General features: G+C 60.2%; 25 protein-coding genes and 1 pseudogene. 16 read left to right on the forward strand and 10 right to left on the reverse strand.

The features are described from left to right. Positions 1-143: 143 nt before the first annotated feature. On the reverse strand, positions 144-707 hold the full coding sequence (locus HUW52_RS13305) for a chorismate mutase (protein ID WP_175553883.1): 564 nt from the start codon (positions 705-707) through the stop codon (positions 144-146). Between the two features lie 200 nt (positions 708-907). Here HUW52_RS13305 and HUW52_RS13310 point away from each other — a divergent pair, with 200 nt between their 5' ends. From HUW52_RS13310 to HUW52_RS13325, 4 genes are all read left to right on the forward strand, one after another. Next, a complete protein-coding gene (locus HUW52_RS13310) occupies positions 908-2,263 on the forward strand; it encodes an MATE family efflux transporter (protein ID WP_175553884.1) in 1,356 nt (451 codons plus the stop codon). Between the two features lie 152 nt (positions 2,264-2,415). Further along, complete coding sequence (locus HUW52_RS13315; protein WP_175553885.1) at positions 2,416-3,414, forward strand: acyltransferase; 999 nt, start codon at positions 2,416-2,418, stop codon at positions 3,412-3,414. Positions 3,415-3,493: 79 nt separating this feature from the next. Further along, positions 3,494-4,051, forward strand: a complete 558-nt coding sequence (locus HUW52_RS13320; protein WP_175553886.1) for a YceI family protein — start codon at positions 3,494-3,496, stop codon at positions 4,049-4,051. A 51-nt stretch (positions 4,052-4,102) separates the two neighbouring features. Continuing rightward, the gene (locus HUW52_RS13325; RefSeq protein ID WP_175553887.1) at positions 4,103-4,789 is read left to right on the forward strand and encodes a GNAT family N-acetyltransferase; all 687 of its coding nucleotides are present in this window, start codon (positions 4,103-4,105) and stop codon (positions 4,787-4,789) included. A gap of 64 nt (positions 4,790-4,853) precedes the next feature. On the opposite strand, the gene HUW52_RS13330 is transcribed toward HUW52_RS13325, so the two are convergent. Then, the gene (locus tag HUW52_RS13330; protein WP_016986896.1) at positions 4,854-5,294 is read right to left on the reverse strand and encodes a hotdog fold domain-containing protein; all 441 of its coding nucleotides are present in this window, start codon (positions 5,292-5,294) and stop codon (positions 4,854-4,856) included. 163 nt (positions 5,295-5,457) lie between these two features. Between HUW52_RS13330 and HUW52_RS13335 the strand changes: the two genes are divergently transcribed. Beyond that, a complete protein-coding gene (locus HUW52_RS13335) occupies positions 5,458-6,090 on the forward strand; it encodes a TetR/AcrR family transcriptional regulator (protein ID WP_175553888.1) in 633 nt (210 codons plus the stop codon). Between the two features lie 344 nt (positions 6,091-6,434). On the opposite strand, the gene HUW52_RS13340 is transcribed toward HUW52_RS13335, so the two are convergent. Both HUW52_RS13340 and HUW52_RS13345 read right to left on the reverse strand, forming a co-directional pair. Then, a complete protein-coding gene (locus HUW52_RS13340; RefSeq protein ID WP_175553889.1) occupies positions 6,435-7,553 on the reverse strand; it encodes a P1 family peptidase in 1,119 nt (372 codons plus the stop codon). Between the two features lie 159 nt (positions 7,554-7,712). Continuing rightward, the gene (locus HUW52_RS13345; RefSeq protein WP_175553890.1) at positions 7,713-8,828 is read right to left on the reverse strand and encodes a polyamine ABC transporter substrate-binding protein; all 1,116 of its coding nucleotides are present in this window, start codon (positions 8,826-8,828) and stop codon (positions 7,713-7,715) included. A gap of 110 nt (positions 8,829-8,938) precedes the next feature. On the opposite strand from HUW52_RS13345, the gene HUW52_RS13350 reads away from it, so the two are divergent. Then, the gene (locus HUW52_RS13350; protein ID WP_175553891.1) at positions 8,939-9,712 is read left to right on the forward strand and encodes a helix-turn-helix transcriptional regulator; all 774 of its coding nucleotides are present in this window, start codon (positions 8,939-8,941) and stop codon (positions 9,710-9,712) included. A gap of 149 nt (positions 9,713-9,861) precedes the next feature. Here the strand turns inward: HUW52_RS13350 and HUW52_RS13355 are convergent, their stop codons facing one another. Further along, positions 9,862-10,803 carry a class I SAM-dependent methyltransferase gene (locus tag HUW52_RS13355; protein WP_175553892.1) on the reverse strand — a complete coding sequence of 314 codons (942 nt, stop codon included), beginning with the start codon at positions 10,801-10,803 and terminating at the stop codon, positions 9,862-9,864. A 199-nt stretch (positions 10,804-11,002) separates the two neighbouring features. Between HUW52_RS13355 and HUW52_RS13360 the strand changes: the two genes are divergently transcribed. Both HUW52_RS13360 and HUW52_RS13365 read left to right on the forward strand, forming a co-directional pair. Further along, positions 11,003-11,416 carry a response regulator gene (locus HUW52_RS13360; RefSeq protein WP_016986890.1) on the forward strand — a complete coding sequence of 138 codons (414 nt, stop codon included), beginning with the start codon at positions 11,003-11,005 and terminating at the stop codon, positions 11,414-11,416. Positions 11,417-11,472: 56 nt separating this feature from the next. Further along, a complete protein-coding gene (locus tag HUW52_RS13365; protein ID WP_175553893.1) occupies positions 11,473-12,141 on the forward strand; it encodes an HAD-IA family hydrolase in 669 nt (222 codons plus the stop codon). Between the two features lie 126 nt (positions 12,142-12,267). On the opposite strand, the gene HUW52_RS13370 is transcribed toward HUW52_RS13365, so the two are convergent. Together HUW52_RS13370 and HUW52_RS13375 are read right to left on the reverse strand one after the other, a co-directional pair. Then, a complete protein-coding gene (locus HUW52_RS13370) occupies positions 12,268-12,927 on the reverse strand; it encodes an isoprenylcysteine carboxylmethyltransferase family protein (RefSeq protein ID WP_175555678.1) in 660 nt (219 codons plus the stop codon). A 350-nt stretch (positions 12,928-13,277) separates the two neighbouring features. After that, positions 13,278-14,174 carry a LysR substrate-binding domain-containing protein gene (locus HUW52_RS13375; RefSeq protein WP_016986887.1) on the reverse strand — a complete coding sequence of 299 codons (897 nt, stop codon included), beginning with the start codon at positions 14,172-14,174 and terminating at the stop codon, positions 13,278-13,280. A 113-nt stretch (positions 14,175-14,287) separates the two neighbouring features. Here HUW52_RS13375 and HUW52_RS13380 point away from each other — a divergent pair, with 113 nt between their 5' ends. The 3 genes and pseudogenes from HUW52_RS13380 to HUW52_RS13390 all read left to right on the forward strand — a co-directional run bounded on the left by HUW52_RS13380 (position 14,288) and on the right by HUW52_RS13390 (position 16,538). After that, positions 14,288-15,310: an aldo/keto reductase gene (locus HUW52_RS13380; protein WP_175553894.1), complete on the forward strand. Its 1,023-nt coding sequence runs from the start codon at positions 14,288-14,290 to the stop codon at positions 15,308-15,310. After that, positions 15,307-16,104 (forward strand): SDR family NAD(P)-dependent oxidoreductase, encoded by a 798-nt coding sequence (locus HUW52_RS13385; RefSeq protein ID WP_160040906.1) that lies wholly within the window; start codon positions 15,307-15,309, stop codon positions 16,102-16,104. Before HUW52_RS13380 ends, HUW52_RS13385 begins: the two co-directional genes overlap by 4 nt. A 23-nt stretch (positions 16,105-16,127) precedes the next feature. After that, positions 16,128-16,538, forward strand: a pseudogene (locus tag HUW52_RS13390) (SRPBCC family protein). 131 nt (positions 16,539-16,669) lie between these two features. Here the strand turns inward: HUW52_RS13390 and HUW52_RS13395 are convergent. Next, positions 16,670-18,064, reverse strand: a complete 1,395-nt coding sequence (locus HUW52_RS13395; RefSeq protein WP_016986225.1) for a HAMP domain-containing sensor histidine kinase — start codon at positions 18,062-18,064, stop codon at positions 16,670-16,672. Further along, the gene (locus tag HUW52_RS13400; protein ID WP_016986226.1) at positions 18,042-18,725 is read right to left on the reverse strand and encodes a response regulator transcription factor; all 684 of its coding nucleotides are present in this window, start codon (positions 18,723-18,725) and stop codon (positions 18,042-18,044) included. The genes HUW52_RS13395 and HUW52_RS13400 overlap by 23 nt, the downstream gene beginning before the upstream one ends. A gap of 308 nt (positions 18,726-19,033) precedes the next feature. Between HUW52_RS13400 and HUW52_RS13405 the strand changes: the two genes are divergently transcribed. Further along, positions 19,034-19,963 (forward strand): membrane protein, encoded by a 930-nt coding sequence (locus tag HUW52_RS13405; protein ID WP_016986227.1) that lies wholly within the window; start codon positions 19,034-19,036, stop codon positions 19,961-19,963. A gap of 24 nt (positions 19,964-19,987) precedes the next feature. Here the strand turns inward: HUW52_RS13405 and HUW52_RS30165 are convergent, their stop codons facing one another. Beyond that, entirely contained in the window at positions 19,988-20,194 is a 207-nt protein-coding gene (locus tag HUW52_RS30165; protein WP_150793668.1) for a hypothetical protein, read from the reverse strand. On the opposite strand from HUW52_RS30165, the gene HUW52_RS13410 reads away from it, so the two are divergent. The 4 genes from HUW52_RS13410 (at position 20,178) to hcnC (ending at position 23,944) form a co-directional block, all read left to right on the forward strand. Then, positions 20,178-20,726 carry a hypothetical protein gene (locus HUW52_RS13410; RefSeq protein WP_306150336.1) on the forward strand — a complete coding sequence of 183 codons (549 nt, stop codon included), beginning with the start codon at positions 20,178-20,180 and terminating at the stop codon, positions 20,724-20,726. The genes HUW52_RS30165 and HUW52_RS13410 overlap by 17 nt on opposite strands. 242 nt (positions 20,727-20,968) lie before the next feature. After that, positions 20,969-21,286 (forward strand): cyanide-forming glycine dehydrogenase subunit HcnA, encoded by a 318-nt coding sequence (gene hcnA, locus HUW52_RS13415; RefSeq protein WP_175553895.1) that lies wholly within the window; start codon positions 20,969-20,971, stop codon positions 21,284-21,286. Beyond that, positions 21,283-22,692: a cyanide-forming glycine dehydrogenase subunit HcnB gene (gene hcnB, locus HUW52_RS13420; protein ID WP_175553896.1), complete on the forward strand. Its 1,410-nt coding sequence runs from the start codon at positions 21,283-21,285 to the stop codon at positions 22,690-22,692. The genes hcnA and hcnB overlap by 4 nt, the downstream gene beginning before the upstream one ends. Then, positions 22,685-23,944: a cyanide-forming glycine dehydrogenase subunit HcnC gene (hcnC, locus tag HUW52_RS13425; protein ID WP_175553897.1), complete on the forward strand. Its 1,260-nt coding sequence runs from the start codon at positions 22,685-22,687 to the stop codon at positions 23,942-23,944. Before hcnB ends, hcnC begins: the two co-directional genes overlap by 8 nt. The last annotated feature ends 31 nt before the right edge of the window (positions 23,945-23,975 follow it).

Genomic DNA, 23,975 nt, shown 5'->3' on the forward strand with positions numbered 1-23,975 from the left:
TCCAAGGGGTAGTTGTTTGTCTGGAGCCGATGTTACGCCGTGGATTTTTTATGAGAACTTCATTGACGTGATGGTGAACATCGACCGCAATGATGGTTCAGCAATCCCTGGAGCTGCCGCAGGCTGCGGCCCTTTGATCTTTCTCAGAGCGACTTCGCCGCCCGAACACACAGCTCACCGGCAGCACGCGTCAAAGCCAGTTCATGCAGCGCATCGTGGGTCAGGCCGCTGCGCGCCTTGGCCAGCCACGCCGGGCAATTCGCGTCATGGCGATAGGGCGCGAACTCGGCGTATTGCTGCAGCAGACGGGTTTGCAGTTCATCCAGACGCGGGCGGATCTGTTTACCGAGGTCGGGGCGCGGGGTGTCTGGTGCGGCAGTGGCCGCCTGCCATTGTGCGAGCAACCCGTACTGCACCAATTTGTTCGCCTCCATTTGCGCCGCGATCAGTTGCGCCACGTCTTCAGGGTCGAGCTTGTGCTCGGCGGCCAGCGCTCGGGCATTGGCAATGACCTGTGCCTCACGCGGGCTGTCTTGAATCGGCTTGCCACTGTCCCATTTGGTCAGCGCGACGAGGTCGCCGATGTTCAGGCGTTCGTTGAGTGTTTCCAGCAACGGTTTCAAGGTTTCGGCGGGCGCGGCGGCGTGAGCAGTGGTGGCGAGCAGAGCGAGGAGGGTGCCGGTCAACAGATTGGCAAAGTGCGGCATGAACAGAGCCTCAATGGGAAAAATGGGAGTGGGCAGTTGTTTACCACAGCTCTGAACCGACACCTACAGATCCGTGCCAATTACACAGGCGTAGGCACTGGCAATAAACACCGATTTGAAATGTTAATTGCGCCCCGCGTGCAACTCGCCGAAGCTATCCTCCATCAGCCCTCCCGCCGTTCGAGATGGACCTCTATCCAATGCAAGCCGCCGCCCAACGACCACTCTGGCAAACCTACCTGCTGTTCCTCGCGCCGATGGTGCTGTCCAATTTTCTGCAATCGATGTCGGGCACGGTCAATAGCATCTACATCGGTCAGATGCTCGGCACTCAGGCGCTGGCGGCGGTGTCGGGGATGTTTCCCGTGGTGTTCTTTTTTATCGCCCTGGTGATCGGACTTGGCGCCGGCGCCGGTGTGTTGATCGGTCAGGCGTGGGGCGCGCGTGAGCCGCACATGGTCAAGGCGATTGCCGGGGCGACGCTGTTGCTGGGCGTATTGATCGGTCTGGTGGCTGCGGTGTTGGGCAGCGTGTTCGCGCGGCAGGCGCTGACGGGGCTGGGGACGCCGGCGGATGTGCTCGACGATGCGGTGGCGTATGCCCATGTGATGATGTGGATCTTGCCGTCGCTGCTGGTGTTCGTGTTGTTCACGCAACTGTTGCGCGGGGTCAGCGATACGCTCTCGCCGTTGCTGGCGCTGGTGGTGTCGACCTGTGTCGGGCTGGCACTGACGCCGGCGCTGATTCGCGGCTGGTTCGGCTTGCCACAAATGGGTATCCAGAGTGCGGCGTACGCGGGGCTCGCGGGTAATCTGGCGGCGATGGCGTGGCTGGCGTGGCGGCTGATTCGCAAGGGGCACCCGTTGGCGCCGGATCGCGAGTTCTTTGCCGCGCTGCGTCTCGATGGGGCGATTCTCGGCAAGGTCCTGCGCATCGGTCTGCCGACCGGCGTGCAGATGATCGTGCTTTCGCTATCGGAGCTGGTGATTCTGGCGCTGGTCAACCAGCACGGCTCGCAAGCGACGGCGGCGTATGGCGCGGTGACGCAGATCGTCAATTATGTGCAGTTTCCGGCGTTGTCGATTGCGATCACGGCGTCGATCCTCGGCGCGCAGGCCATTGGCGCCGGTCGGCTGGAACGGATGGGGCCGATTCTGCGCACCGGGCTATTGATCAACGTATGCCTGACCGGCGGTTTGATTGTGCTCGGCTATCTGCTGTCGCACTGGTTGCTGGGGCTGTTCCTGACCGAAGATTCGACCCGGGCAATGGCTGAACATCTGCTGCACATCATGTTGTGGAGCTTGTTGGTGTTCGGCTTCCAGGCGATCATCGGCGGGATCATGCGCGCCAGCGGCACGGTGTTGGTGCCAGTGGTGATTGCGATCATTTGCGTGGTCGGTGTGCAACTGCCGGCGGCGTACTGGCTGGATGGGCAATTTGGTTTGCAGGGTGTGTGGATGGCGTTTCCCGTGGCGTACCTGGGGATGCTGGTGTTGCAGACCCTTTACTACAAATTGGTCTGGCAGCATCAGAAGATCGAGCGGTTGGTGTAAACGGTGAAGGCCATCGCTCTGCAATCGTGCGACCAGGTTGGCACCACAGGCCTTTCGCACCGGGGGCAGTCAGGTTTGAAGAATCCTCTGGCATCGTCAATCAAAGCATCGTAGGTTAAGCAGCATAACTATAAGGACGATCGAGGGTGTAAGTGGGAGCTTTTCGACTGTTGTTGGCCGTTCTGGTCGCCGTGTCTCATATGGGTAAAAATCTCGCAGGGCTCAATCCCGGCGTGGTTGCCGTCATATCGTTCCTGATCATCAGCGGTTTCGTGATGACCTCGCTCATCGAACGCAACTACCGCAGCATCGAGAAAGTCGGCCTGTTTTATGTCGACAGAGCATTGCGCCTCTACCCACAGTTTCTGTTCTATTTCGTCGTGTCCTGCCTCGTGATCCATTTCCTGTTGCCCGGCACACCCCAGGCGGCTGAACTGACGGTGAAAACCATTGCTTCGAGCCTGCCCATCCTGCCTTTGGGCTTTTACATGTTTGGCATCGCCGGAACGCAAATCCTGCCACCTGCCTGGTCGCTGGGGCTGGAGATGTGTTTCTATCTGGTGATTCCGTTCCTGCTCATTTTCAACGCGCGCGGCGCTGCGTTCATTTTGTCGTTCGGTATTTTCCTGCTGGCTTGCCTTGGCTATATCGATACGGATATCTATGGTTATCGATTGCTGCCGGGCGTGCTGTTCATGTTCCTGTGTGGCAGCTATCTGTACAAGTCCGAACGCAAAGGGGTGGCGATTGCAGTTGGCACGGCGATCGTGGCGGGACTGCTGTTTGTGGCGATCATCACAGGTTTGATCGAGCGCCAGCCGTTCAACGCCGAGGTTACGCTCGGCATCGCGCTGGGCATTCCTGCCGTGTTGCTACTGAGCCGGTTCAAGTTTCATCCGCTGGATGAGTTCCTCGGCAATATCAGTTACGGCATGTTCCTCAACCACTTTGTGGTGATGTACCTGTTGCGCGGTTTTTGGCCGGTAGCCTATGACGCCCATATCGTTGCTGCGGTGCTGGCGCTGGCGTTTGTGTTCAGCACTGTCTCGTATTACTGCGTCGAGCGACCGGCGCTTAAGTGGCGTCACCGCTTGCGGGCGCGTACAGGAAAGGGCGCTGTGCCATCGCGCAGCAGCGAACTGGCCGTTTGAGCCGCGAGCTGGCATAACGGGCGGTTGTTTGCTTAAGTCAATCGAGGCCCTCGACGGCAAGCGATGCCCGGAGAATCCCATGTCGATCCGATTGCTGTTGGCTGCCGTGTTGTGCCTGTGTGTCATGCCGACTGCGCAGGCTGTCGAATACACCCGTGTCAACACCACCGCGAGCCAGATCAGCTTTACCTACAACCAGATGGGCTCAAGGATGTATGGCACTTTCAGCAGGTTCGAGGCGACGCTCGACTTCGACACCGACAATCTCGCCAACGCTCATACGACCTTGCACATCGACCTCACCAGCATCGATGCCGGCAGCGAAGACGCCAATTCCGAGCTGGTGAAGCCGGCCTGGTTCGACACTGCGAAGTTTCCTCTGGCGGTGTTCGAATCGAGTCATTTCACTCGGGTGGACGAGAGCCACTTCGTGATATCCGGCCAGCTCACGCTCAAAGGCATTACCCGCGAGGTTCAGGTCCCGGTGGAGTTGAAACCGGGCCAAACGATCGGCATTTTCGACGCAGAGCTGGTACTTCAGCGCGACGAGTTCGGTCTCGGCGCGGGGGAGTGGGCAGACACGGTGGTGTCCAAGGACATTGCCATCAAGTTCAAGGTCGTGGCGCCACAGCAGTGATGTCGCCTCACAAGGTATGATGTCGCGGTTTTCCGCCGGAGTTCACCCGTCATGCCCCGCCTCACCCACTACAAATCTCCATGCCCCGAAGGCATCAACAGCCAGATTCTACAGATGGTCGTCGACTACCTGACCGACATCAGTGCGGTCGGCCTCGGCCCGAGCAACCTGCTGTACAACGTGTATCAGTATGCCGTCGGCTATGAGGTGCACCTGTATCTGGAAGCGTTGAATGGCGAGAAGGGCACTGAGGTGGAGTTGCTGGTGGCCACCGACGAGGATGATCCGGAGCAAGTGATCGGCTTTCTACTCTATCTGCCGGTGCAGGGTGATTGGGAAGCGTGCAGCGTCGCCTACATGGCCGTGCGCGAAGGGCATCGGCGTCAGGGTGTGGCGCGGGCGATGATCGGCGAAATGCTCGGGCGGTATCCCCACGCGGAACTGGCCTGCACGGTCGGCAAAGTCCCGTACTTTGAAGCATTGGGCTTTGAGGTGACTGGCCAACGTGAAACACAGGTGTTGATGAGCACCCGGCATTACCGCAGTAATGGCCTGCGCGGATTTATCGATACCACGCCGATTTACCGGTCGCTGGAAGTGCAGCAGATCCACACCTATCTGCTGCAGAAAAACGGCAAGCGCGCGATGCTCGACGCTGAAAAACAACGCGATCGCCACCTTGATCAGACCAGCCGTCATGTCGAGGAGTTTGTTCGCCAGCGACTGACTGTGCACTGATATCTCATCAGCGAAAAAGCCCTTGCTGTGGATCCCGCAGCAAGGGCTTTTTTCTGCCCGGCATTCAGCCGAGTTTGACGTTCATGGTGATCCGCGCCGTGAACACGTGCTTGCCCTCGGTGTCGTGAATATCCACGGTGACGATCTTGTCGCCTTCGCTCTGCCAATCAACGCCCTCACCACTGGCCACCGCCGTCACATCGGTTTTTGCCTTGGCCAGATACTCCACAGTCATGCCTTTGGGGATCCAGCGTGCGCCGGCCGGGATCGACACGTCGGTCATCATCCCGGCGGCGAGTTCTGCCGCGTTGCACATGGCAATCGCATGCACCGTGCCGAGGTGGTTGGTGATCTCACGACGGAATGGCACTTGTACCGTTGCCGCGTTCGCGCGCAACTCGGTCACCAGTGGGTTGATGCTGCTGAAGTACGGCGCGACCTGGCAGGCCATCTGGCTGAACGCTTGCGGACCTGCGCTGTTGAACATGCTGAGAAACTGACTCATGGAAAGCCTCGCTGAAAGTGATTTTGCAGAATTATGTTCCGTTACAGAATAATATTCTGTAACGGAACGGTATTCTGTCTGCAGGAAATCTGTCAACCTGTGCGTGTTTTTTCCATGGGCACGACGAGTGCCTTTCAATCCCGATTTTCAGGCAGTGAGCCGCATGGACACCGCAGACTTACTTGAACGCAGCTACCCCGGCCGCCGTGCCGAACTCAAGCGCGATATCTTTCGCAAGGCGCTAAGCCTGTTCAACGAGCAGGGGATCGAAGCCACCACCATCGACATGATTCGCGCCGAGTGCGATACCAGCGTCGGGGCGATCTATCACCATTTCGGTAACAAGGAGGGCTTGGTCGCCGCGTTGTTTTTCACCGCGCTGGAGGATCAGGCGCGTCTGCGCGATGCCTATCTGGAGGCGGCTAAAACCACCGAGGAAGGTGTGCAGGCGCTGGTGTTCAGCTACGTCGATTGGGTCGAACGTCAACCGCAGTGGGCGCGCTTCCAGTACCACGCGCGGTTTGCCGTGACCAAAGGGCCGTTCAAGGACGAACTGGCCGAGCGCAACAAGACTCGCAATCTGCGTCTGCGCGACTGGCTGGCCGAATCGGGGCGCGCTGGCGAACTCAAGGCGTTGCCCGCCGAACTGTTGCCGTCGTTGATCATTGGTCAGGCCGATAGTTACTGCCGCGCCTGGTTGGCGGGGCGGGTGAAGGGCAGTCCGGCGGACTATCGCGAGTTGCTGGCACAAGCGGCCTGGCGCTCGATCCGCGCCGACTCACTGGTGGACAGCTGATTTGCGCAGACAAAAAAAGAGCCTCAAAGCTCTTTGATGGGGAGGAAGTGGAGCCCATGAGGCTCAAGATGCGCATAAAGCAAGGCGTGGGTTTGATTGTGGTTCAGAGCACCCGCGCCTACGCAGCGCTCGAAGAGCAGAGCCACTGCGTGATTCCATCCTAGGAGTGTGCAAGTGGTGGCTCAAGTACCGCCAGTCGCACGGGCGGCGGCACGAACCTGGAAATATTGACGTAATCCTTTGTGGGAGCGAGCCTGCTCGCGAAGGCGGTGTGTCAGGCAATATTGAGTCGACTGACACTCTGTCTTCGCGAGCAAGCTCGCTCCCACAGGGAAATTCGGATGTTAGCGCGATCCAGGCCAGCCTGATTGTTTGAGGGCAGCGAGCAGGGCGTCGGCATCGAGTCCCGGCACCGAATGCCCGTTGCCCTCGCTGCTGTCACTGGCCAGCAAGGCATTGATGATCGCTTCTTCAACCGCCTCGGTCGCCGCCAGAAACAACTCACTGATATGGTCATTGTTGACCATGCGCAAGCCGTCACAGGTCGGCGCGCCTTTGCCTTCGTAGGCGGCGGGCGGCACGTGAGCGTTGCCGGTGGCGAAGGCGATGAAGATGTCGCCGCTGTGATCCTCGTTGCCACCGCCAGTGCGCGCCAGGCCGAGGCTTGCGCGCTGTGCCAGGCGTGTGCACTGGTGGGGCAACAACGGCGCATCGGTCGCCAGGCAGACGACGATCGAGCCCATGCCCGGATGCGGCAATGAGGCGCGCAGGAACGGCGAATCTTTCTGTTCCATATAACGCCCGACCGGGTAGCCATCGACCCGCAACTCACTGCGAATACCGTGGTTGGCCTGCACGATGGCGCCGACGGTCCAGCCGCCCTGAGCACTGTTCAAACGCCGCGACGCAGTGCCGATGCCGCCCTTGAACTCATGGCAGATCATGCCGCTGCCACCGCCGACCGCGCCCTCTATCACAGGGCCGTCGACGGCTGCGCTCAGCGCTTGGGCAACGTGTTCAGGCCGGACGTGAAAACCGTTGATGTCGTTAAGCAAGCCGTCAAAGGTTTCCAGCACCACCGGCATGTTCCAGTAGAGGCGACCGTCGTCGGGTTGCTGCTGACGATCCAGCGCGACCAAGGCATCGCGCACCACGCCAAGGCTGTGGGTGTTGGTGAAGGCAATCGGGCTGGTCAGCAGCCCCGCCTCGCGAATCCACTCAAGCCCAGTGGCGTCGCCATTGCCATTGAGCACATGCACGCCGGCAAAACACGGTTGCTGATTGGTCGAGCCCGGACGCGGTTCGATCAGCGTGACGCCGGTGCAGATGTCACGCCCGGCGCTGCTGCGGCCGCGCACATTGCTGTGGCCGACGCGCACGCCGGGGACATCGGTGATGGCGTTGAGCGGACCAGGTGGTAGTTGGCCGATGCGGATGTTGAGGTCACGGGCACGAGGTTTCATTGGTTTCTGTCTCTCAAAAATACGTTGGGATGTTCGCCGGCCCCGGTGGGAGCGAGCTTGCTCGCGAAGGCAGTCCGACATTCAACATTGATGTCGACTGAGCCACCGCATTCGCGAGCAAGCTCGCTCCCACAGGGTTTGTGAAATATTCAAAAGGCTTTACTGCCCGTTCTTGACCTTGCTCCACACCCGCGTGCGCACTCGTTCGGTGGCTTTGGGCAGGGGTTCAAGGGTGTACAGCGTGGCCATCGCTGCGGCGGAGGGATAAACCGCTGGGTTGTCCCGCGTGGCGGCGGCCACCAGCGCTGTCGCCGCTCGGTTGCCATTGGGATACGACAGATGATCACTGACCGGCGCAATCACTTCGGGGCGCAGCAGATAGTCGATAAACGCCAGCCCTTGGGGCCGATTCGGCGCGTCCTTGAGCAGCACCAACGTGTCGAACCACACCGGCGCGCCTTCCTTGGGCAGGCTGTAGGCGATCTTCACGCCGTTGTTGGCCTGCTCGGCATTGGTCTTGGCTTCCAGCATCGCGCCCGACCAACCGACTGCCACGCAAATGTTGCCGTTGGACAGGTCGCTGATGAATTTCGACGAGTTGAAATAGGCGATGTGCGGGCGCAGTTTCAGCAGTAGCGCTTCAGCTTTTTTATAGTCTTCAGGATCCGTGCTGTTCGGTGGCAGGCCGAGATAGTGCAGGGCGACCGGCAGCATCTCCGACGGCGAATCGAGCATCGCCACACCGCACTGGCCGAGTTTGGCGAGGTTGGCTTCGTTGAACACCAGATCCCACGAGTCCACCGGCGCCTTGTCGCCCAGCGCCGCGCGCACCTTGTCGACGTTGTAGCCGATGCCGTTGGTGCCCCACAGATACGGCACGGCGTATTGATTGCCGGGATCGTTGTTGGCCAGTTTCGCCAACAGGTCGGCATCGAGATTCTTCCAGCCCGGCAGTTGCTCGCGCGGTAGTGGGGCGAGGGCGCCGGCCTTGATCAGCGTCGGCAGGCTGAAGTTGCTCGCCACCACCACGTCGTAGCCGCTGCGGCTGGTCATCAGTTTGCCTTCGAGGACTTCGGCACTGTCGAAGGTGTCGTAGACCGGTTGGATACCGCTGTCGCGCTGGAAATCGTGGAGGGTGTTCGGGCCGATGTAGTCGTACCAGTTGTAGACGTGCACGCTCGGCGCGTCGGCGGCCATGGCAATTGAGCTGGCGCTGAGACCGGCCAGCAGGCCCAGTTTTATGCCGAGGTTGATACAGCCACGGTGACGACGCATGATGCGGCACTCCTGGCCTGTGCAGGCCGGTGATGAACAGGAGTGCTCAGCCTATCGGGCCGGTCACGCCTGACCCATTCCCATCATGGGTTACTCAAAAGGGGTAGTGCGTGGAAGCGTTGCTGCAGGAACTGCCGGTGCATCAAAGCCTGGCGCGGGTGTTTGCCAAGGTCGGTCAGGAAGGTTTCTGGCGCGCGCTGGTCGATACGTTGCGGCTGCTGGTGCCGCTGGACAACGCGCTGGTGGCGCTGATGAAGGCCGGGCAGGCGCCGCAATTGCTGATCGACTTCGACAGCAAGGGCCGTCCCGACGAGCAGGAAGAACTGGCCGGTTACAGCGCCGGGATGTACCTGCTCGATCCGTTTTATCAAGCCGCATCGATTGGCATTGCCGACGGCTTGCACAGCCTGGCCTCGGTGGCGCCGGACCAGTTTCTGCACAGCGAGTACTACCAAAGCTATTTTCGTTCAGTGGTGGGCGAGGACGAGTTGCAGTTCATGATCAACGTCGAGGGCGGCGTGCTCGGATTGTCATTGGGGCGGTCGACGCCGTTCGACATGGCCGAGCAGGGCAGGTTGCTGTGCGTGCGTGACTGGGTGTTGGCGGCGATGCGTCGGCATGTGCAGTTGTTGCCGCCGCAGGGTGCGGTGGCGGAAACGCCGGTCGGTGATCTGGCGACGTTGCTCGACCGCTTCGATGCGCGACTGACGGTGCGCGAGGTCGATACGGCGCGGCTGATCTTGCAGGGCTTCTCCAGCAAGGCGATGGCCCAGCAAATGGGCATCTCGCCGGAGACGGTCAAGGTGCATCGGCGCAATCTGTATCACAAGCTCAATGTCACCGGGCATGGTGAGTTATTTGCGCTGGTGTTGCGCCCTCACTAAAGATCATCGGCCGTACACATAAACCTGTGGGAGCGAGCTTGCTCGCGAATGCGGTAGATCAGTCAACCTCACTGGCGACTGACAAAACGCTTTCGCGAGCAAGCTCGCTCCCACAGGGGATGTGTGTTGTTCAGGGGATCTTCTGGGTGTCAGGGGGTGCGCTGGAAGACCAAAGCCTTGAGGCCGCTTTCAGGATCAATATCCGCAAACTCAGGCGGGTTCTCCAGCCGCTCTACAAAACGCAGACTCGGCGCTTCCTGCGTCACGCCATCAATCAGAAAGTCCGAACCAAACGCCGGATCGTTCATGCACGCCAGCACGGTGCCTTGCGCCGTAAGCAATTCCGGCAGACGGCGCAGCACGCGCTGGTAGTCCTTGGTCAGCAGGAAACTGCCTTTCTGGAACGACGGCGGATCGATGATCACCAGGTCATACGGGCCGCTGTTGATCACCTTGCCCCACGACTTGAACAGGTCGTGGCCGAGGAAACTGACTTTGCTCAGGTCATGGCCGTTCAAGCGATGATTGTCGCGGCCACGGCTCAGGGCCGCGCGGGACATGTCCAGGTTGACCACATGGCTGGCGCCACCCTCGATGGCCGCCACGGAAAACCCGCAGGTGTAGGCAAACAGATTCAACACACGTTTGCCGCTGGCCTGTTCGCGCACCCAATTGCGCCCGTAACGCATGTCGAGAAACAGCCCGGCGTTCTGTTTGCGTCCAAGGTCGACGCGGTACTGCAAACCACCCTCGACGATGCTCATTTCATCGATCTCATCACCCAGCAGCCATTCGGCAGTGCTCTGCGGCAAATAGCGATGCTGGATCAGCAGCGTGTGCGCGCCAGACTGTTTCCATTCGGCGGAACCGGTGAGTTCCAGCAGCAACGCCTTGAGATTGTCCAGTTGCTCAGGCAGCGGTTCCTTGAACAGCGACACCAGCACCACGCCTTGCAGCCAATCCACGGTCAACTGCTCCAGCCCCGGCCAGCAGCGGCCGCGCCCGTGAAACAGGCGACGGGTTTCGCTCGGCGCCGCCGCGAGGGCCGGCAGCAGATGGGCGTGGAGGATGGCGAGGGCTTCAGGGGTCATCGGTCAGGATCGGCAAGCAAAAGGGCCGGCATTTTAACCACAAATACGCCGTCGCGAACGATTGCCGCTGAGGGGCAAAAGCGCCGTTTCGCAAAAGACCTGTATCAAAAATGAATTTCTGCAGAGCCCGCTGCTCATACCAGTTAAGCAGCGGATTCAAGCCGCTAAATCGTTCATGCAATTCAGGGAGTGCAGTTCCATGTGCCCAACACCTACGGCGAGCGCGCACCTTCCTGACGGATTGATTCTGGTGGTTGAGGATGATCCGTTGATTCTGGAGTTTCTCTGCGAAATTCTTCAGGAGGAAGGTTTCAGGGTCGAGCCGCAGACCAGTGCCGACGCCGCATCACTTTATCTTGAGCAGAACGCCCCGAACGTGGCGTTGCTACTGACCGACATCACCATGCCCGGCACCCTTAATGGCGCGGATCTGGCCAACCTGGTCGGTGACCGTTGGCCGGACAAACCGGTGATGGTCATGTCCGGCTATGAAACGCCCGAGACCTCCGGGGTCAAGCATCCGGTGGCGTTCATCAAAAAGCCCTGGGCCATTGGTCAACTGCTCGACTGCGTCGACAGCGCCTTCAAATCCAAGGCACCGCGCCTGCACTGACAAGTGCTACATTGCCGGGCACATCTGCCCGGCCCCTTGCCAGAGGAAGCGAACTTTTGCCTGCTCACGACACTCTTTTCAATCGCGCGTTCGGCGCGTTTCTGTTCGACATGGACGGCACCGTCCTCAATTCCATCGCCGCTGCCGAGCGGATCTGGTCAGCCTGGGCCGTGCGCCATGGCGTCGACGTGGAAACCTTTTTGCCGACCATTCATGGCGCGCGTGCCATCGACACGATCAATCGCCTGAACCTGCCTGACGTGGATGCCGAGGCGCAAGCGGCGTTCATCACCGAGGCGGAAATCGCAGACGTTGAAGGCATTGTCGAGATTCCCGGTGCGGCACAGTTTCTCAACAGCCTGCCCAACGATCGCTGGGCGATGGTGACGTCGGCACCAAGGGATCTGGCGTTGCGGCGGATGGCGGCGGCGGGGATTCCCGCGCCGGCGGTGATGATCACCGCTGAAGATGTGAAGGCTGGCAAACCTGATCCGGCCGGCTATCTTCTGGCAGCCAAACGTCTTGGCCTGGAAGCGCATGATTGCCTGATCTTCGAAGACGCCACGGTCGGTATTCAGGCGGCCGAAGCGGCCGGCGCGGCGTTGATGATCATCACCACCACGCATCAGCATCCGCTGGAAACGGCCCATGCGACGTTGGCCAGTTATGCTGACATCCGTGTCGCAGTCGACAGCGACGGCCAGCTCCATTTGCAAAAAAACTGACACAACACAATCCCTGTGGGAGCGAGCCTGCTCGCGAAAGCAATGTCATGGCCAATATTGATCTTGGCTGACCCACCGCTTTCGCGAGCAGGCTCGCTCCCACATTTGTCCAGTGTGGATTGGAGGTCAATAAACCCCAGGCACCAAACGCCAACTCCGCGCGCAATAAGCCTCGTACTCCGCCCCAAACTGCGCACGCAGCAGCGCTTCCTCCGAATGAATCCGGGCAATCAGCGGGATCAATGTCAGCGCCGCCAGCATCAGTCCGACCACCGAACGAAACGCCAGCGCCCAACCCACGGCATTGACCACCAAGCCCAGATAACTCGGGTTGCGCAGGTGTTGATAGATGCCATCCGTCACCAAACGATGCCCCGGCTGAATCGCCACCAGTCCACTGAACCGCCGCCCCAGCACAAACACCGGCCACAGTCGCAGGGCGCCACCGATGATAAACAGCAACGCGCCGAGCCAACGCACACCTTCAGCGCCTACCGTCCAGAAATTCACCCGGTCGCAATAGGCCGGCAAGAAACCACTGACCAGACCGATCACCCCAAACGCCGGAATCACCCAGCGATTGGCGCGGTCTTCACGTTCGCCAGAACTGAGATTGACCTCGCTGAACAGTGAGGCGAACACCATGGCCACCGTCGCCAGTGCCACGATCACCAGCGAACCGTGGGAAAAGAACATCGCCACACCGCCAATGCCCCATACCGCCAGCCCCAGCCAGGCGAGGGTGGCGAGCACCGCGACAACGGTCATTTGCGCAGACATTTTCATGGTCAACTCACGGCTGGATGCTGATCCCATGAGTGTAGATCCACCGCAAAACCTGTGGGATCGAGCCTGCTCGCGAAGGCGTTGGGTCAGTCAATTTTGATCTTGGCTGTGCCGGCCCCTTCGCGAGCAAGCTCGCTCCCACGGGGTTCTGCGTCGTACGGAGAATGCGAGATCACTTCTGAACCTGTGAGAGCGAGCTTGCTCGCGAAGGCGTTGGGTCAGTCAATTTTGATCTTGGATGTGCCGGCCCTTTCGCGAGCAAGCTCGCTCCCACAGGTTATGGGGTTGATTTCAATTCTGTGAACGACACGAATTCCTGTGGGAGCGAGCTTGCTCGCGAAGGGGCCATGTCAGTCAGCAGATATCTTGTCGTCAGTCAGGACTTTGCGGAAGGTCTCGACCAATGGCCGCAAGTTGATCCGATGCCATGCCGCCCACAACGGCGTGGTCAGCGTCAGCCACGGCAGTTCACGCAACACCACACCCGGCGGCGCGTTATGGCTCAGGCCTTTTTGAATCATCGCAATCCCCAGCCCCGATGCCACCAGTCCCAGCGCAGTAAACGGTTCGGTCGCCTGCATGCGCACATCCGGGGTGAACCCCGCACGGATGCAGGCGCTGACAAACTCATCGTTGGCATCCTGACGCGGCTGCACGCCGATCCATTCCTGCTCGGCCAGATCCTGCGGGCTCAACGAAAGCGCTCTGGCTAAAGCATGCTGTTCCGGCAACGCCAGCAGCATCGGATCATCCAGCACCTGGAAACTCAAAAGATCCGGATCGTCATCGGTCGGCGGCTCACTCACCAAGGCAATATCGAGGCTACGCTGACGCAGGCCTTCCAATTGCTCGGCGGAACTGAGGTTGTACAACGCGACGTGCACATTCGGCCGATCGGCGCGCAACACGCGCAAGGCATTGGGCAGGACGCCGGCGTGCATGGCGTTCTCGATATAGCCGATGCACAAGCCACCTTCTTCGCCTCGACCGAGACGCTTGCCGAGGGATTCCAGGCGATTGGCGTGGGTGAGCAGGGCGCGGGTTTCGGCGAGGAAGGTCTGGCCGTCGCGGGTCAGGCGAATGCGTTGCTGGCTGCGTTCGAACAGGGTCAGGCCCAAGCGCTCTTCGAGCTGGGCGATCTGTCGGCTCAGCGGCGACTGGGAAATATGCAGCCGTTCGGCGGCGCGGCCGACGTGTTCTTCCTCGGCAACGACAACGAAGTAGCGCAATTGGCGGATGTCGATCATGTCAGACCTATAGGGACTCAAGTGCTGCGCATTATGTCTTGGACGGTCTCGGTGTCGCAATCTAGGATCTGCTCAACGGTCACACAGACCCAGAACCTATTGAGGAAAAACCCATGAGCTTGAAAGACAAACTCCCCGGCCAACTGGGCTTCGGCACCGCGCCACTGGGCAACATGTTCCGCGCCATCCCCGAAGACGAAGCGCAAGCCACCGTGCATGCCGCGTGGGATGCCGGCGTGCGTTACTTCGACACCGCACCGTTTTACGGTTCGGGCCTGTCGGAAATTCGCCTTGGCGAAGCCTTGAAGCAATACAACCGCGACGACTACGTGCTGAGCAGCAAGGTCGGCCGGGTGATTCTCGATGAAGTCGAAGACGCCGCCGCCCGCGATCTCGGCGAAAAAAGTGGTGTATTCGAACACGGTCGCCCGAACAAGATCGTCAACGACTACAGCGCCGACGCGACTCTGCGCTCGATTGAAGACAGCCTCAAGCGCCTGCAAACCGATCGCCTCGACATCGTCTGGGTGCACGACATCGCTCAGGACTTCTACGGCGATCAGTGGCTGGAATACTTCAACCAGGCCCGCACCGGCGCATTCAAAGTACTGACCCGCTTGCGTGAAGAAGGCGTGATCAAAGGCTGGGGCCTGGGCGTGAACAAAGTCGAGCCATGTGAACTGACCCTCGACCTCAGCGAAGCGCAGCCGGACGGTTTTCTGTTGGCCGGGCGTTACACGCTGCTCGACCACGAACGTCCGTTGCAACGCCTGATGGATTCGGCCCTAGCGCAAAATGTTGAAATCGTCGTCGGTGGCCCTTATAGCTCGGGCATTCTCGCCGGTGGCGCGCACTTCGAATACCAGAAGGCCAGCCCTGAAGTCATCGCCAAGGTCGAGCAGATCAAACGCATCGCCGCTGCTTACAACGTCGATATCAAAGCCGCTGCGCTACAGTTCTCGCTGGCCAATCCAGCGGTTGCGGCGGTGATTCCCGGCGCCAGCAAACCCGGCCGAATTGCTGAAGACGTCGCCGCATTGTCAGCCGTTATTCCTGCCGGTTTCTGGCAGGCCATGCGCGACGCCAGACTGGTTTCCGAACGTGCACCATTGCCAATCGATGAGGTGAAAGCATGAAGATTGATCTGAGTGGAAAACTGGCCATTGTCAGCGGCAGCACTGCTGGTATCGGCTTGGGTATCAGCCAGTCGCTGGCCGAAGCTGGCGCCACGGTGGTGGTGATCGGCCGCGACACCGGCAAAGTTGAACAGGCGTTGGCGAGTATTCGCGAGAAAGTCCCGGGTGCGCAGTTGCGTGGTTTGGCTGCCGATCTGGGCACCGCGGAGGGCGCGCAGAAGCTGTTCGCTGCTGAACCGCGCGCGGACATTCTGGTGAACAACCTCGGCATCTTCGACGCCGTGGATTTCTTCGACGCGCCGGACAGCGAGTGGACGCGCTTCTATGAGGTCAACGTGATTTCCGGTGTGCGTCTGGCGCGGCATTATGTGCCGGCGATGGTCGAGCAAGGCTGGGGCCGAGTGATCTTCCTGTCCTCGGAATCCGGCGTGGCCACGCCAGCCGACATGATCAACTACGGCGTGACCAAAAGCGCCAATCTGGCGGTGTCCCACGGTCTGGCTAAACGTCTGGCTGGCACCGGGGTGACGGTCAATGCGATCCTGCCGGGACCGACCTTCACCGATGGCCTGCAAGACATGCTCAAGGATGCCGCCGCCGAATCCGGGCGCAACCTGCGCGATGAAGCCGACGCTTTTGTGCTCAAGGCCCGTCCGACTTCGATCATCCAGCGTGTCGCCGATGTTGAAGAGGTCGCGCACCTGGTCACCTACATTGCTTCGCCGCTGTCCTCGGCCACCACCGGCGCAGCCTTGCGCGTCGATGGCGGCGTGGTCGACAGCCTGACGATCTGAATTCCCGAGAGAGACGTTTATCTATGCCTACAGCATCAGCAACCATCGATATCCCGGCCTCGGCCGATCAGGTCTGGCAATTGATCGGCGGCTTCAACACGCTGCCCGATTGGCTGCCCTTTATTCCCAAGAGTGAACTTAGCGACGGTGGCCGTGTGCGCACCTTGCAAACCGCTGACGGCGCTGTGGTAATCTAGCGACTGCAAGCGTTCGACAACGCCGCGAAGACCTACAGCTATTCGATTGAACAGGCGCCGTTTCCGGCCACGGATTACTTGGCGACGATCAAGGTCGAAGCTCTGGGGCAGGGCGCACGGGTGACGTGGTCGGGGCGCTTTAACGCCAAAGGCGTGAGTGATGAGGAAGTGGTGGCGTTGTTTAACGGCATCTATCAGGGTGGCCTCGAGGCACTGCGAGCCAATTACCCAACCTGATCATTGAGCACAAAACCCTGTGGGAGCGAGCTTGCTCGCGAAGAGGGAGTATCAGGCAACATCTTTGTTGAATGACACACCGCCTTCGCGAGCAAGCTCGCTCCCACATTGATTGCGTTTCAGAGTAGGAATCAGGAATTCTCGATCAGGCTCTGCCGGCAATCGAGCAGCAGTTTCGCCCCGCCCAGATCACTGCTGCCGACTTCAAGACTGAAGCCATGCAAGCTGACAATCGCGGCGACAATCGACAGCCCCAAACCAAAACCACCCTGCGGCTGCCCACCCTCGGCGCGATAGAAACGCTGGAACACCGCCTCGCGCTCAGCCTCGGGAATCCCCGGTCCGGAATCGTGCACCTCAATCCGCGTCTGCCCACCCGCGTTCACCCCACGCAGCATCACTGTGCCGCCCGGTGGTGTGAACTTGATCGAGTTACTCAGCAGATTGGCCAAGGCCTCGAACAGCAACGCCCGATCACCATTGAGCGGCGGCAGCGTCTCCGGCATGTTCAGCTCGAAACGCAGCTCGCCTTCTTCGGCCAATGGCAAATAAAACTCGTGCAGTTCTTCCAGCAATTGCACTGGATCGAGCTCGACAAAACCTGAACGGCGCTGACGATCCTCCAGTTCGGAGATCCGCAGCAAGCCGCGAAAGCGCGCCATCAGCGTATCCGCTTCAGCCAGCACCAAATCCAGTTGCGCCGCTTCCTGCGAGCCTTCGCCGGCCTGCTGCTGCATGCGATACAACTGCGCGCGCAGGCGCGTCAGCGGCGTGCGCAAGTCATGGGCGATGTTGTCACAAACGCCTTTGACTTCATTCATCAAGCGTTCGATGCGTTCGAGCATGGCGTTGACGATCGCGGCGAGCATGTCCAGTTCATCGCGGCGGTTGGACAGGGGCAGGCGATGGGTCAGGTCGCCGGCAACAATTGCCTGGGCGCTGTCCTGAATCGCCCGGATGCGCCGCAACGGTCGACGCCGCAGCAAATGCCAACCGGCAATCCCCGGCAGAATCGTCAACGACACGCCCCAGAACAACGCATGCAAAATGATCCGCGTGACGGCGAACAGCGAGCCGTTGTCGCGCAGCAACACCAGCCAGCGACCGTCACGGGTTTGCGTGGCGACCGCATCGCAGCTGTCATTGGGCAGGGTCGGGTCATCGGAGTCGGCGCAGTCGGCGAGCATGTGGATCTTGCCGTCCAGCGGCAGGCCTTCGGGAATCTGCTGCAAGGCGCCGCCGAGGTAAACGCCGTCGGCGTCGAACAAGCCATAGGCGTCGATGCCACGAATATCGAAAGTCATGCTGGCGGCGAGGGCGTCTTCCAGTTGCTCGCCACGAAAGTGCGAAAACAGGTGCTGACGTTGCATCAGTGAGTGTTTGGCGAGGTTGTCGAGGTAGCCGGAGACCTCGTAATACATGACCCCCATGAGGATCGCGCTCCAGGCCACGAACAGCGAACTGTAAAGCGCCAGCAAGCGGCTGCTGGAGGAGCGCCAGCCGTCAGACGGGTTCGGCAATGACATAACCGGAGCCTCGTACCGTGCGGATCAGCGGCACATGGCCGACGGCGTCGATCTTCTTGCGCAGACGGCCGATGTGCACGTCGATCAGGTTGGTGCCGGGGTCGAAGTGATAACCCCAGACCTCTTCGAAAATCATCATCCGCGAGAGGATCTGGCCGCTGTTGCGCATGAGGAATTCAAGCAACTTGTATTCGGTCGGCAATAGCGTCAGCACCTGTTCGGCACGGCGCGCTTCGTGGCTGATCAAGTCCAGTTCGAGGTCGGCCACCTGCAACGTTGTCGCCTGAGTCGCGCCGCTGTTCTGTCGGCGCAGCAACACTTCGACCCGTGCGGCCATCTCGTCGGTGGCGAACGGTTTGGTCAGGTAATCATCGCCGCCGGCGCGCAAGCCGCGCACGCGCTCGTCGACATCGGAGAGGGCGCTGATCATCAGGATCGGTGTGGCCACGCCCATGGTGCGCAGGGTGGTGACGATGGCCAGACCATCGAGTTCGGGCAGCATGCGGTCGAGGGTGATCAGGTCGTAATTGCCGCTCACGGCGCGGTCGAGGCCTTCGCGGCCATTGTCGACCCAGTCGACTTCCAGCCCGTGGCTGCTCAGTTCGGCGACGATTTCCCGCGCAGTCACGGCGTCGTCTTCGATGGTCAAGATACGAGTCATAGGCAGACCTGCTGATCGGTTCAAACGGAATGGCAGCATTTTGCCAAGAAAATCCGCTGACGCTTTAAATTAACTTTCATGTTGTAGCTGTCACAAACGCAAATTTCGGATCCTGGCAAAATTCACTGCCAATGCATAAAACCCGCTGTTAATCGGCATTTGTTGCAATTTGCAAGGTTTGCGTAAGTTCATTCTTTGTAACTGTATGAAATTAATGGATTTATTTAATTTGCTCGACTGGCACGGTCACTGCAATTCCTCTGATGACGAGTTGTAACACCATTTTTCATGTTTGGAGCAGAACAACAATGAATAGATCCCCTGATGGGTTTTATCCCGCCGTTGAAGAGTCGAGCAGCGTTTCGGGCGTGTCCTGGGGCGCGATTTTCGCCGGTGCTGCGGCTGCCGCTGCACTGTCGATGATTTTGGTGTTGCTCGGGTTCGGTTTGGGTTTCTCTGCCGTTTCACCGTGGGCCGGAGAGGGCGTCAGCGCCAAGGGCCTGGGCATTTCAACGATAGTCTGGCTGGCTTTGACGCAAATCATCGCTTCCGGCATGGGCGGTTACATCGCCGGTCGTCTGCGGGTGAAGTGGGCGAACATGCACGGTGACGAAGTGTATTTCCGCGACACCGCGCACGGCTTCCTTGCCTGGTGTGTGGCGACGTTGGTCACCGCAGTTTTGGTGGTCGGTTCGGTCAGCAGCGTGATCAGCGGTGGTGTGCAGGCCGGTGCCAGTGTTGCCGGCGGTGCTGCCAGCGCGATGACCCAAGCGGCTGGTACCGCTGCGGCGAACACCGACAGCAACCAGTACGGCTACTACATCGACAGCCTGTTCCGCGATGACCGTCCGGCCTCCGTCAGCGATGACGCCGCGCATGGCGCCGTGGCGCGGATCTTCGCGCAAAGCCTGGCCAACGGTCAGCTCAGTGCCGAAGACCGTACCTACCTCGCGCAACTTGTCGCACAACGGACCAACCTGACTCAGGCCGATGCCGAGCGCCGCGTCGATGAAATCTATGCGCGCACCCAGAAAGCTCTGGCCGACGCCAAAGTCAAAGCGCAACAAGCCGCCGACACTGCTGCGAAAGTCGCTGCCTTGACCTCGCTGTGGATGTTCGTCTCGCTGTTGGCCGGTGCGTTCTTCGCCAGCCTCGCAGCTACCTTCGGCGGTCGTCGCCGCGATGCGGTCGAGTACGTTGAAGTCGACACCTACACCACGACCACTCCAGTCCGTTAAACAAGGAGCATGACCATGCGCTCACTACTGCTGTTTTTCCTCGGCGTACCGATCCCGATCATCATCCTGATCGCCCTGTTCGTGCACTGATTGCTCCATTGAGGCCCATGCCTCGGCCGCTTCCACCTTCGGGTGGAAGCGGCTTTTTGCTTTCTGGCGGGCAACAAGGCGAGAATCCGCGCTGTGCTGTATTTCGATAGACCTCTGATTAAGGATGAGAACGTTGAACAAGAAGGAAATCAAACGTCAGGTGAGCGAAATGCTCGACGCCGGTCGCTCGAAAACCGAAACCTTCAAGGCGTTGTCCGGCGGCGCAGTCAAGGACAAGGTGCTGGCGTATCTGATCGGCTCGTGGCCCGATCCAGAACTGATTGATCGTCACGCCGGCAAGATAAAGGTGCTGCTCGGGCTGACCTATATCCAGGCGTTGATCGGGCTGGTGGGCGGTTATTTCCTCGGTCTGACGATCAGCACCGGTTGGGCCATCGGTATGGGGTTGTTTGCTGGTGTCGTACCTTTGCTGTTCGCTTGGGGTTTTTACCGCAACGTGGCGCAGGCCTACACCGTGTATGTATTTCTCTCGATCACCCAGATGCCACGTATGTTCAAGGACTATGGCGAAGATCCGATAGGCACGGTGATTGGCGTAGCGATCACGTTGGCCATGGTCTTTTTCGTCGCTTGGCTGAAAAACCTGCTGTTTCCTGACCTGGGTTTCTTCGGTGCAAAAAAGATCAAAGGGCAGTTCGTCTTCTCCAACTGATCGTTGGACAATCCAACCGCTTTCACTGGCCTGGATCAATATTTCGAGCGGCGAGATCGCCTAACGTAAATGATCCCGGCCTTTGCTGAGGTATGAACTACAGTGCTTCACGCGCGCCTTGTTGCGCTGACGAAGTACCCGCGTCGACGCCACAATCACAGCAACAATAAACGCGTCGACACGCTGTAGTGCAGCAAGGAGCTGACACCACCTCAACCGAACTTTCACGGATGAACATCGCAATGCACTGCCAAGAAAGAACTTTCGATATCCAGCCATTGGCGCAGGCGGACATGACCGTCCACGTCAACGGCCAAGCGGTCACCGCCGCCATCGGCGAAACCGTCCTCAGCGTTATCCAGTCCCTCGGCGTGCGTCAGATCGCGCGCAACGATCACAACCAGATCAGCGGCGCCTACTGCGGCATGGGCGTGTGTCAGTGCTGCCTGGTGAAAATCAATGGCCGACACAAACGCCGTGCCTGCCAGACCGTGGTGCGTGACGGCATGCACATCGAAACCCAGGTCAACCGCATCACCACGCAGGAGGTGCTCGTATGAGCCTGCAACCGGTCATCGTCGGCGGCGGCCCGGCGGGGATGGCGGCAGCCATCGAGCTGGCGCGCCACGGCGTGCGCTGCACCTTGCTCGAAGAAGCTTCGCGCCTCGGCGGCGTGGTCTATCGCGGGCCGCTGCGGGACGGCGTGCAACTGGATTATCTCGGCCCGCGCTACTCCGAAGCGCTGGGCAAACTGCACGGTGATTTTCAGGAACAGTCCGGGCTGATTGACGTGCACCTCAACCATCGCGTGGTCGGCGCTGAAGGCACCCGCGCTTTAGTGGTGCTTGATGGCGACGAGCAACTGCACGAAATCGAGTACGCGCAATTGCTGTTGTCGGCCGGATGCCACGAACGCAGCGTGCCATTTCCGGGCTGGACGGTGCCGGGGGTGATCATGCTCGGCGGCCTGCAACTGCAAATCAAAAGTGGCGTGGTCAAGCCGCAAGGGCCGGTGATCATCGCCGGCACCGGGCCGTTGCTGCCGCTGGTGGCGACACAACTTCATGCGGCAGGCGTCAGCGTCGCGGGCGTGTATGAGGCCTGCGCGTTCGGCAAGATCGCCCGTGAGAGCCTGGCGTTGCTGAACAAGCCGCAACTGTTCCTCGACGGTTTGAGCATGCTCGCTTACCTGAAACTGCACGGCATCCCGATGAACTACGGCTGGGGCGTGGTCGAAGCCCACGGCGAGGGCGAGCTGAAAAGCGTCAGCGTCGCGCCGTACTCGGCCACTTGGGAACCGGACATGAGCCGCGTCGAGCGCTTCGAAGCCAAGACCCTCGCGGTCGGTTACGGCTTTATTCCGCGCACGCAACTGAGCCAGCAGATGGGCCTGGATCATGGCTTCAGCGACGACGGTTATCTGCGTGCCAACGCCAACCTCTGGCAGCAAAGCAACGAACCCCACGTGCATCTGGCCGGCGACATGGGCGGGATTCGCGGCGGTGAAGCAGCGATGCTCGCCGGCAAGATCGCGGCGACATCGATTCTGCTGCAACGCGGTGTCCTTGAAGAGGAGCTGGCGCGGGTGCGCCGCGATCGCTATTTGAGCAAACTCAAAGCCATCGTGCGTTTCCGCGCCGCCGTCGATCGCTACACCGAACGCGGCGTCGGCCAGACTGCATTGCCCGCCGCCGACACGGTGATCTGTCGCTGTGAACACGCGACCCGCGCCGACATCGATCTGGCGCTGGAGCAGGGCGTGCAAGACATCGCCAGCCTGAAAATGCGCACCCGCGTGAGCATGGGCGATTGCCAGGGGCGCATGTGCGTCGGCTATTGCAGCGATCGACTGCGCCAGGCTACCGGCCGCAAGGACGTCGGTTGGCTGCGTCCGCGATTCCCGATCGATCCGATTCCTTTTTCCGCGTTCCAGTCTGTCGGCACGGAGGCCGCTGCCCATGAGTAAGTTCTATGACGTGGTCATTGCCGGTGGCGGCGTGATCGGGGCGTCCTGCGCCTATCAACTGTCCAAGCGCAAAAACCTCAAGATCGCACTGATCGATGCCAAGCGCCCGGGCAACGCAACCCGCGCGTCGGCCGGTGGTTTGTGGGCGATCGGTGAGTCGGTCGGCCTCGGCTGCGGGGTGATTTTCTTCCGCATGATGTCGGCCAACCGCAAGCGCGAAACCCAGGGCGCGGCGGTGGCGGTGGACGCGAGCACGCCGCACATTCTGCCGGAGTCGTTCTTCGATTTTGCTTTGCAGTCCAACGCGCTGTACCCAGCGTTGCACCGAGAGCTGAAAGACAATCACGGGATGGATTTCAAGTTCGAAAAGACCGGGCTGAAATTCGTCATCTATGACGATGAAGACCGGCTCTACGCCGAGCACATCGTCGGCTGCATTCCGCACCTGGCCGATCAGGTGCGCTGGCTCGATCAGGCTGCGCTGCGCGAGTCCGAGCCGAGTGTCAGCCATGAGGCGCGCGGGGCGCTGGAGTTTCTCTGCGATCACCAGGTCAGCCCATTCCGCCTCGCCGATGCCTACATGGAAGGCGCGCGGCAGAACGGCGTCGACATCTTCGTCAACACCAACGTCACCGGTGTGTTGCATCACGGCAGTCGCGTCACCGGTGTGCAGACGGCCGAGGAGGGCGTGTTCCACTGCAAGACGCTGATCAACGCCGGTGGTGCCTGGGCGGCGGACTTGAGCGAGTGGGCCACGGGCATTCGCATCCCGGTAAAACCGGTGAAGGGCCAGATTCTGCTGACCGAGCGCATGCCGAGAATCCTTAACGGCTGCCTGACCACCAGCGATTGCTACGTGGCGCAGAAAGACAACGGCGAGATCCTGATCGGCAGCACCACTGAAGACAAAGGCTTCGACGTCACCACCACCTACCCGGAAATCGCCGGGTTGGTGCAGGGTGCGGTGCGGTGTCTGCCGGAGCTGAAAGACGTCAACCTCAAGCGTACTTGGGCGGGGTTGCGTCCGGGGTCGCCGGATGAGTTGCCGATACTCGGGCCGATGCGCGGGGTGGAGGGTTATCTGAATGCCTGCGGACATTTCCGCACCGGGATTCTGACATCGGCGATTACCGGCGTGCTGCTGGACAAACTGGTCAACGATGAACCGCTGCCGCTGGACATCACACCGTTTCTGGCGGACCGGTTTGCAGTGGCACCGGTCAAACAGGAGCGCACGCTAGAGCCGGCCTGACACAGATCCCCTGTGGGAGCGAGCTTGCTCG

Source organism: Pseudomonas sp. 43A (assembly GCF_013363935.1).
GTDB lineage: Bacteria > Pseudomonadota > Gammaproteobacteria > Pseudomonadales > Pseudomonadaceae > Aquipseudomonas > Aquipseudomonas crudilactis.

What these genes read in the sequence shown, in the direction of transcription:
- HUW52_RS13405 (WP_016986227.1), top strand. Translation starts at nt 19,034, where the DNA reads ATGAATAGATCCCCTGATGGGTTTTATCCCGCCGTTGAAGAGTCGAGC.
- HUW52_RS13325 (WP_175553887.1), top strand. Translation starts at nt 4,103, where the DNA reads ATGCCCCGCCTCACCCACTACAAATCTCCATGCCCCGAAGGCATCAAC.
- HUW52_RS13410 (WP_306150336.1), top strand. Translation starts at nt 20,178, where the DNA reads ATGAGAACGTTGAACAAGAAGGAAATCAAACGTCAGGTGAGCGAAATG.
- hcnA (WP_175553895.1), top strand. Translation starts at nt 20,969, where the DNA reads ATGCACTGCCAAGAAAGAACTTTCGATATCCAGCCATTGGCGCAGGCG.
- HUW52_RS13370 (WP_175555678.1), bottom strand. Translation starts at nt 12,927, where the DNA reads ATGAAAATGTCTGCGCAAATGACCGTTGTCGCGGTGCTCGCCACCCTC.
- HUW52_RS13380 (WP_175553894.1), top strand. Translation starts at nt 14,288, where the DNA reads ATGAGCTTGAAAGACAAACTCCCCGGCCAACTGGGCTTCGGCACCGCG.
- HUW52_RS13305 (WP_175553883.1), bottom strand. Translation starts at nt 707, where the DNA reads ATGCCGCACTTTGCCAATCTGTTGACCGGCACCCTCCTCGCTCTGCTC.
- HUW52_RS13385 (WP_160040906.1), top strand. Translation starts at nt 15,307, where the DNA reads ATGAAGATTGATCTGAGTGGAAAACTGGCCATTGTCAGCGGCAGCACT.
- HUW52_RS13360 (WP_016986890.1), top strand. Translation starts at nt 11,003, where the DNA reads ATGTGCCCAACACCTACGGCGAGCGCGCACCTTCCTGACGGATTGATT.
- hcnB (WP_175553896.1), top strand. Translation starts at nt 21,283, where the DNA reads ATGAGCCTGCAACCGGTCATCGTCGGCGGCGGCCCGGCGGGGATGGCG.
- HUW52_RS13320 (WP_175553886.1), top strand. Translation starts at nt 3,494, where the DNA reads ATGTCGATCCGATTGCTGTTGGCTGCCGTGTTGTGCCTGTGTGTCATG.
- HUW52_RS13395 (WP_016986225.1), bottom strand. Translation starts at nt 18,064, where the DNA reads ATGTCATTGCCGAACCCGTCTGACGGCTGGCGCTCCTCCAGCAGCCGC.
- HUW52_RS13355 (WP_175553892.1), bottom strand. Translation starts at nt 10,803, where the DNA reads ATGACCCCTGAAGCCCTCGCCATCCTCCACGCCCATCTGCTGCCGGCC.
- hcnC (WP_175553897.1), top strand. Translation starts at nt 22,685, where the DNA reads ATGAGTAAGTTCTATGACGTGGTCATTGCCGGTGGCGGCGTGATCGGG.
- HUW52_RS13375 (WP_016986887.1), bottom strand. Translation starts at nt 14,174, where the DNA reads ATGATCGACATCCGCCAATTGCGCTACTTCGTTGTCGTTGCCGAGGAA.
- HUW52_RS13345 (WP_175553890.1), bottom strand. Translation starts at nt 8,828, where the DNA reads ATGCGTCGTCACCGTGGCTGTATCAACCTCGGCATAAAACTGGGCCTG.
- HUW52_RS13340 (WP_175553889.1), bottom strand. Translation starts at nt 7,553, where the DNA reads ATGAAACCTCGTGCCCGTGACCTCAACATCCGCATCGGCCAACTACCA.
- HUW52_RS13310 (WP_175553884.1), top strand. Translation starts at nt 908, where the DNA reads ATGCAAGCCGCCGCCCAACGACCACTCTGGCAAACCTACCTGCTGTTC.
- HUW52_RS13335 (WP_175553888.1), top strand. Translation starts at nt 5,458, where the DNA reads ATGGACACCGCAGACTTACTTGAACGCAGCTACCCCGGCCGCCGTGCC.
- HUW52_RS13330 (WP_016986896.1), bottom strand. Translation starts at nt 5,294, where the DNA reads ATGAGTCAGTTTCTCAGCATGTTCAACAGCGCAGGTCCGCAAGCGTTC.
- HUW52_RS13400 (WP_016986226.1), bottom strand. Translation starts at nt 18,725, where the DNA reads ATGACTCGTATCTTGACCATCGAAGACGACGCCGTGACTGCGCGGGAA.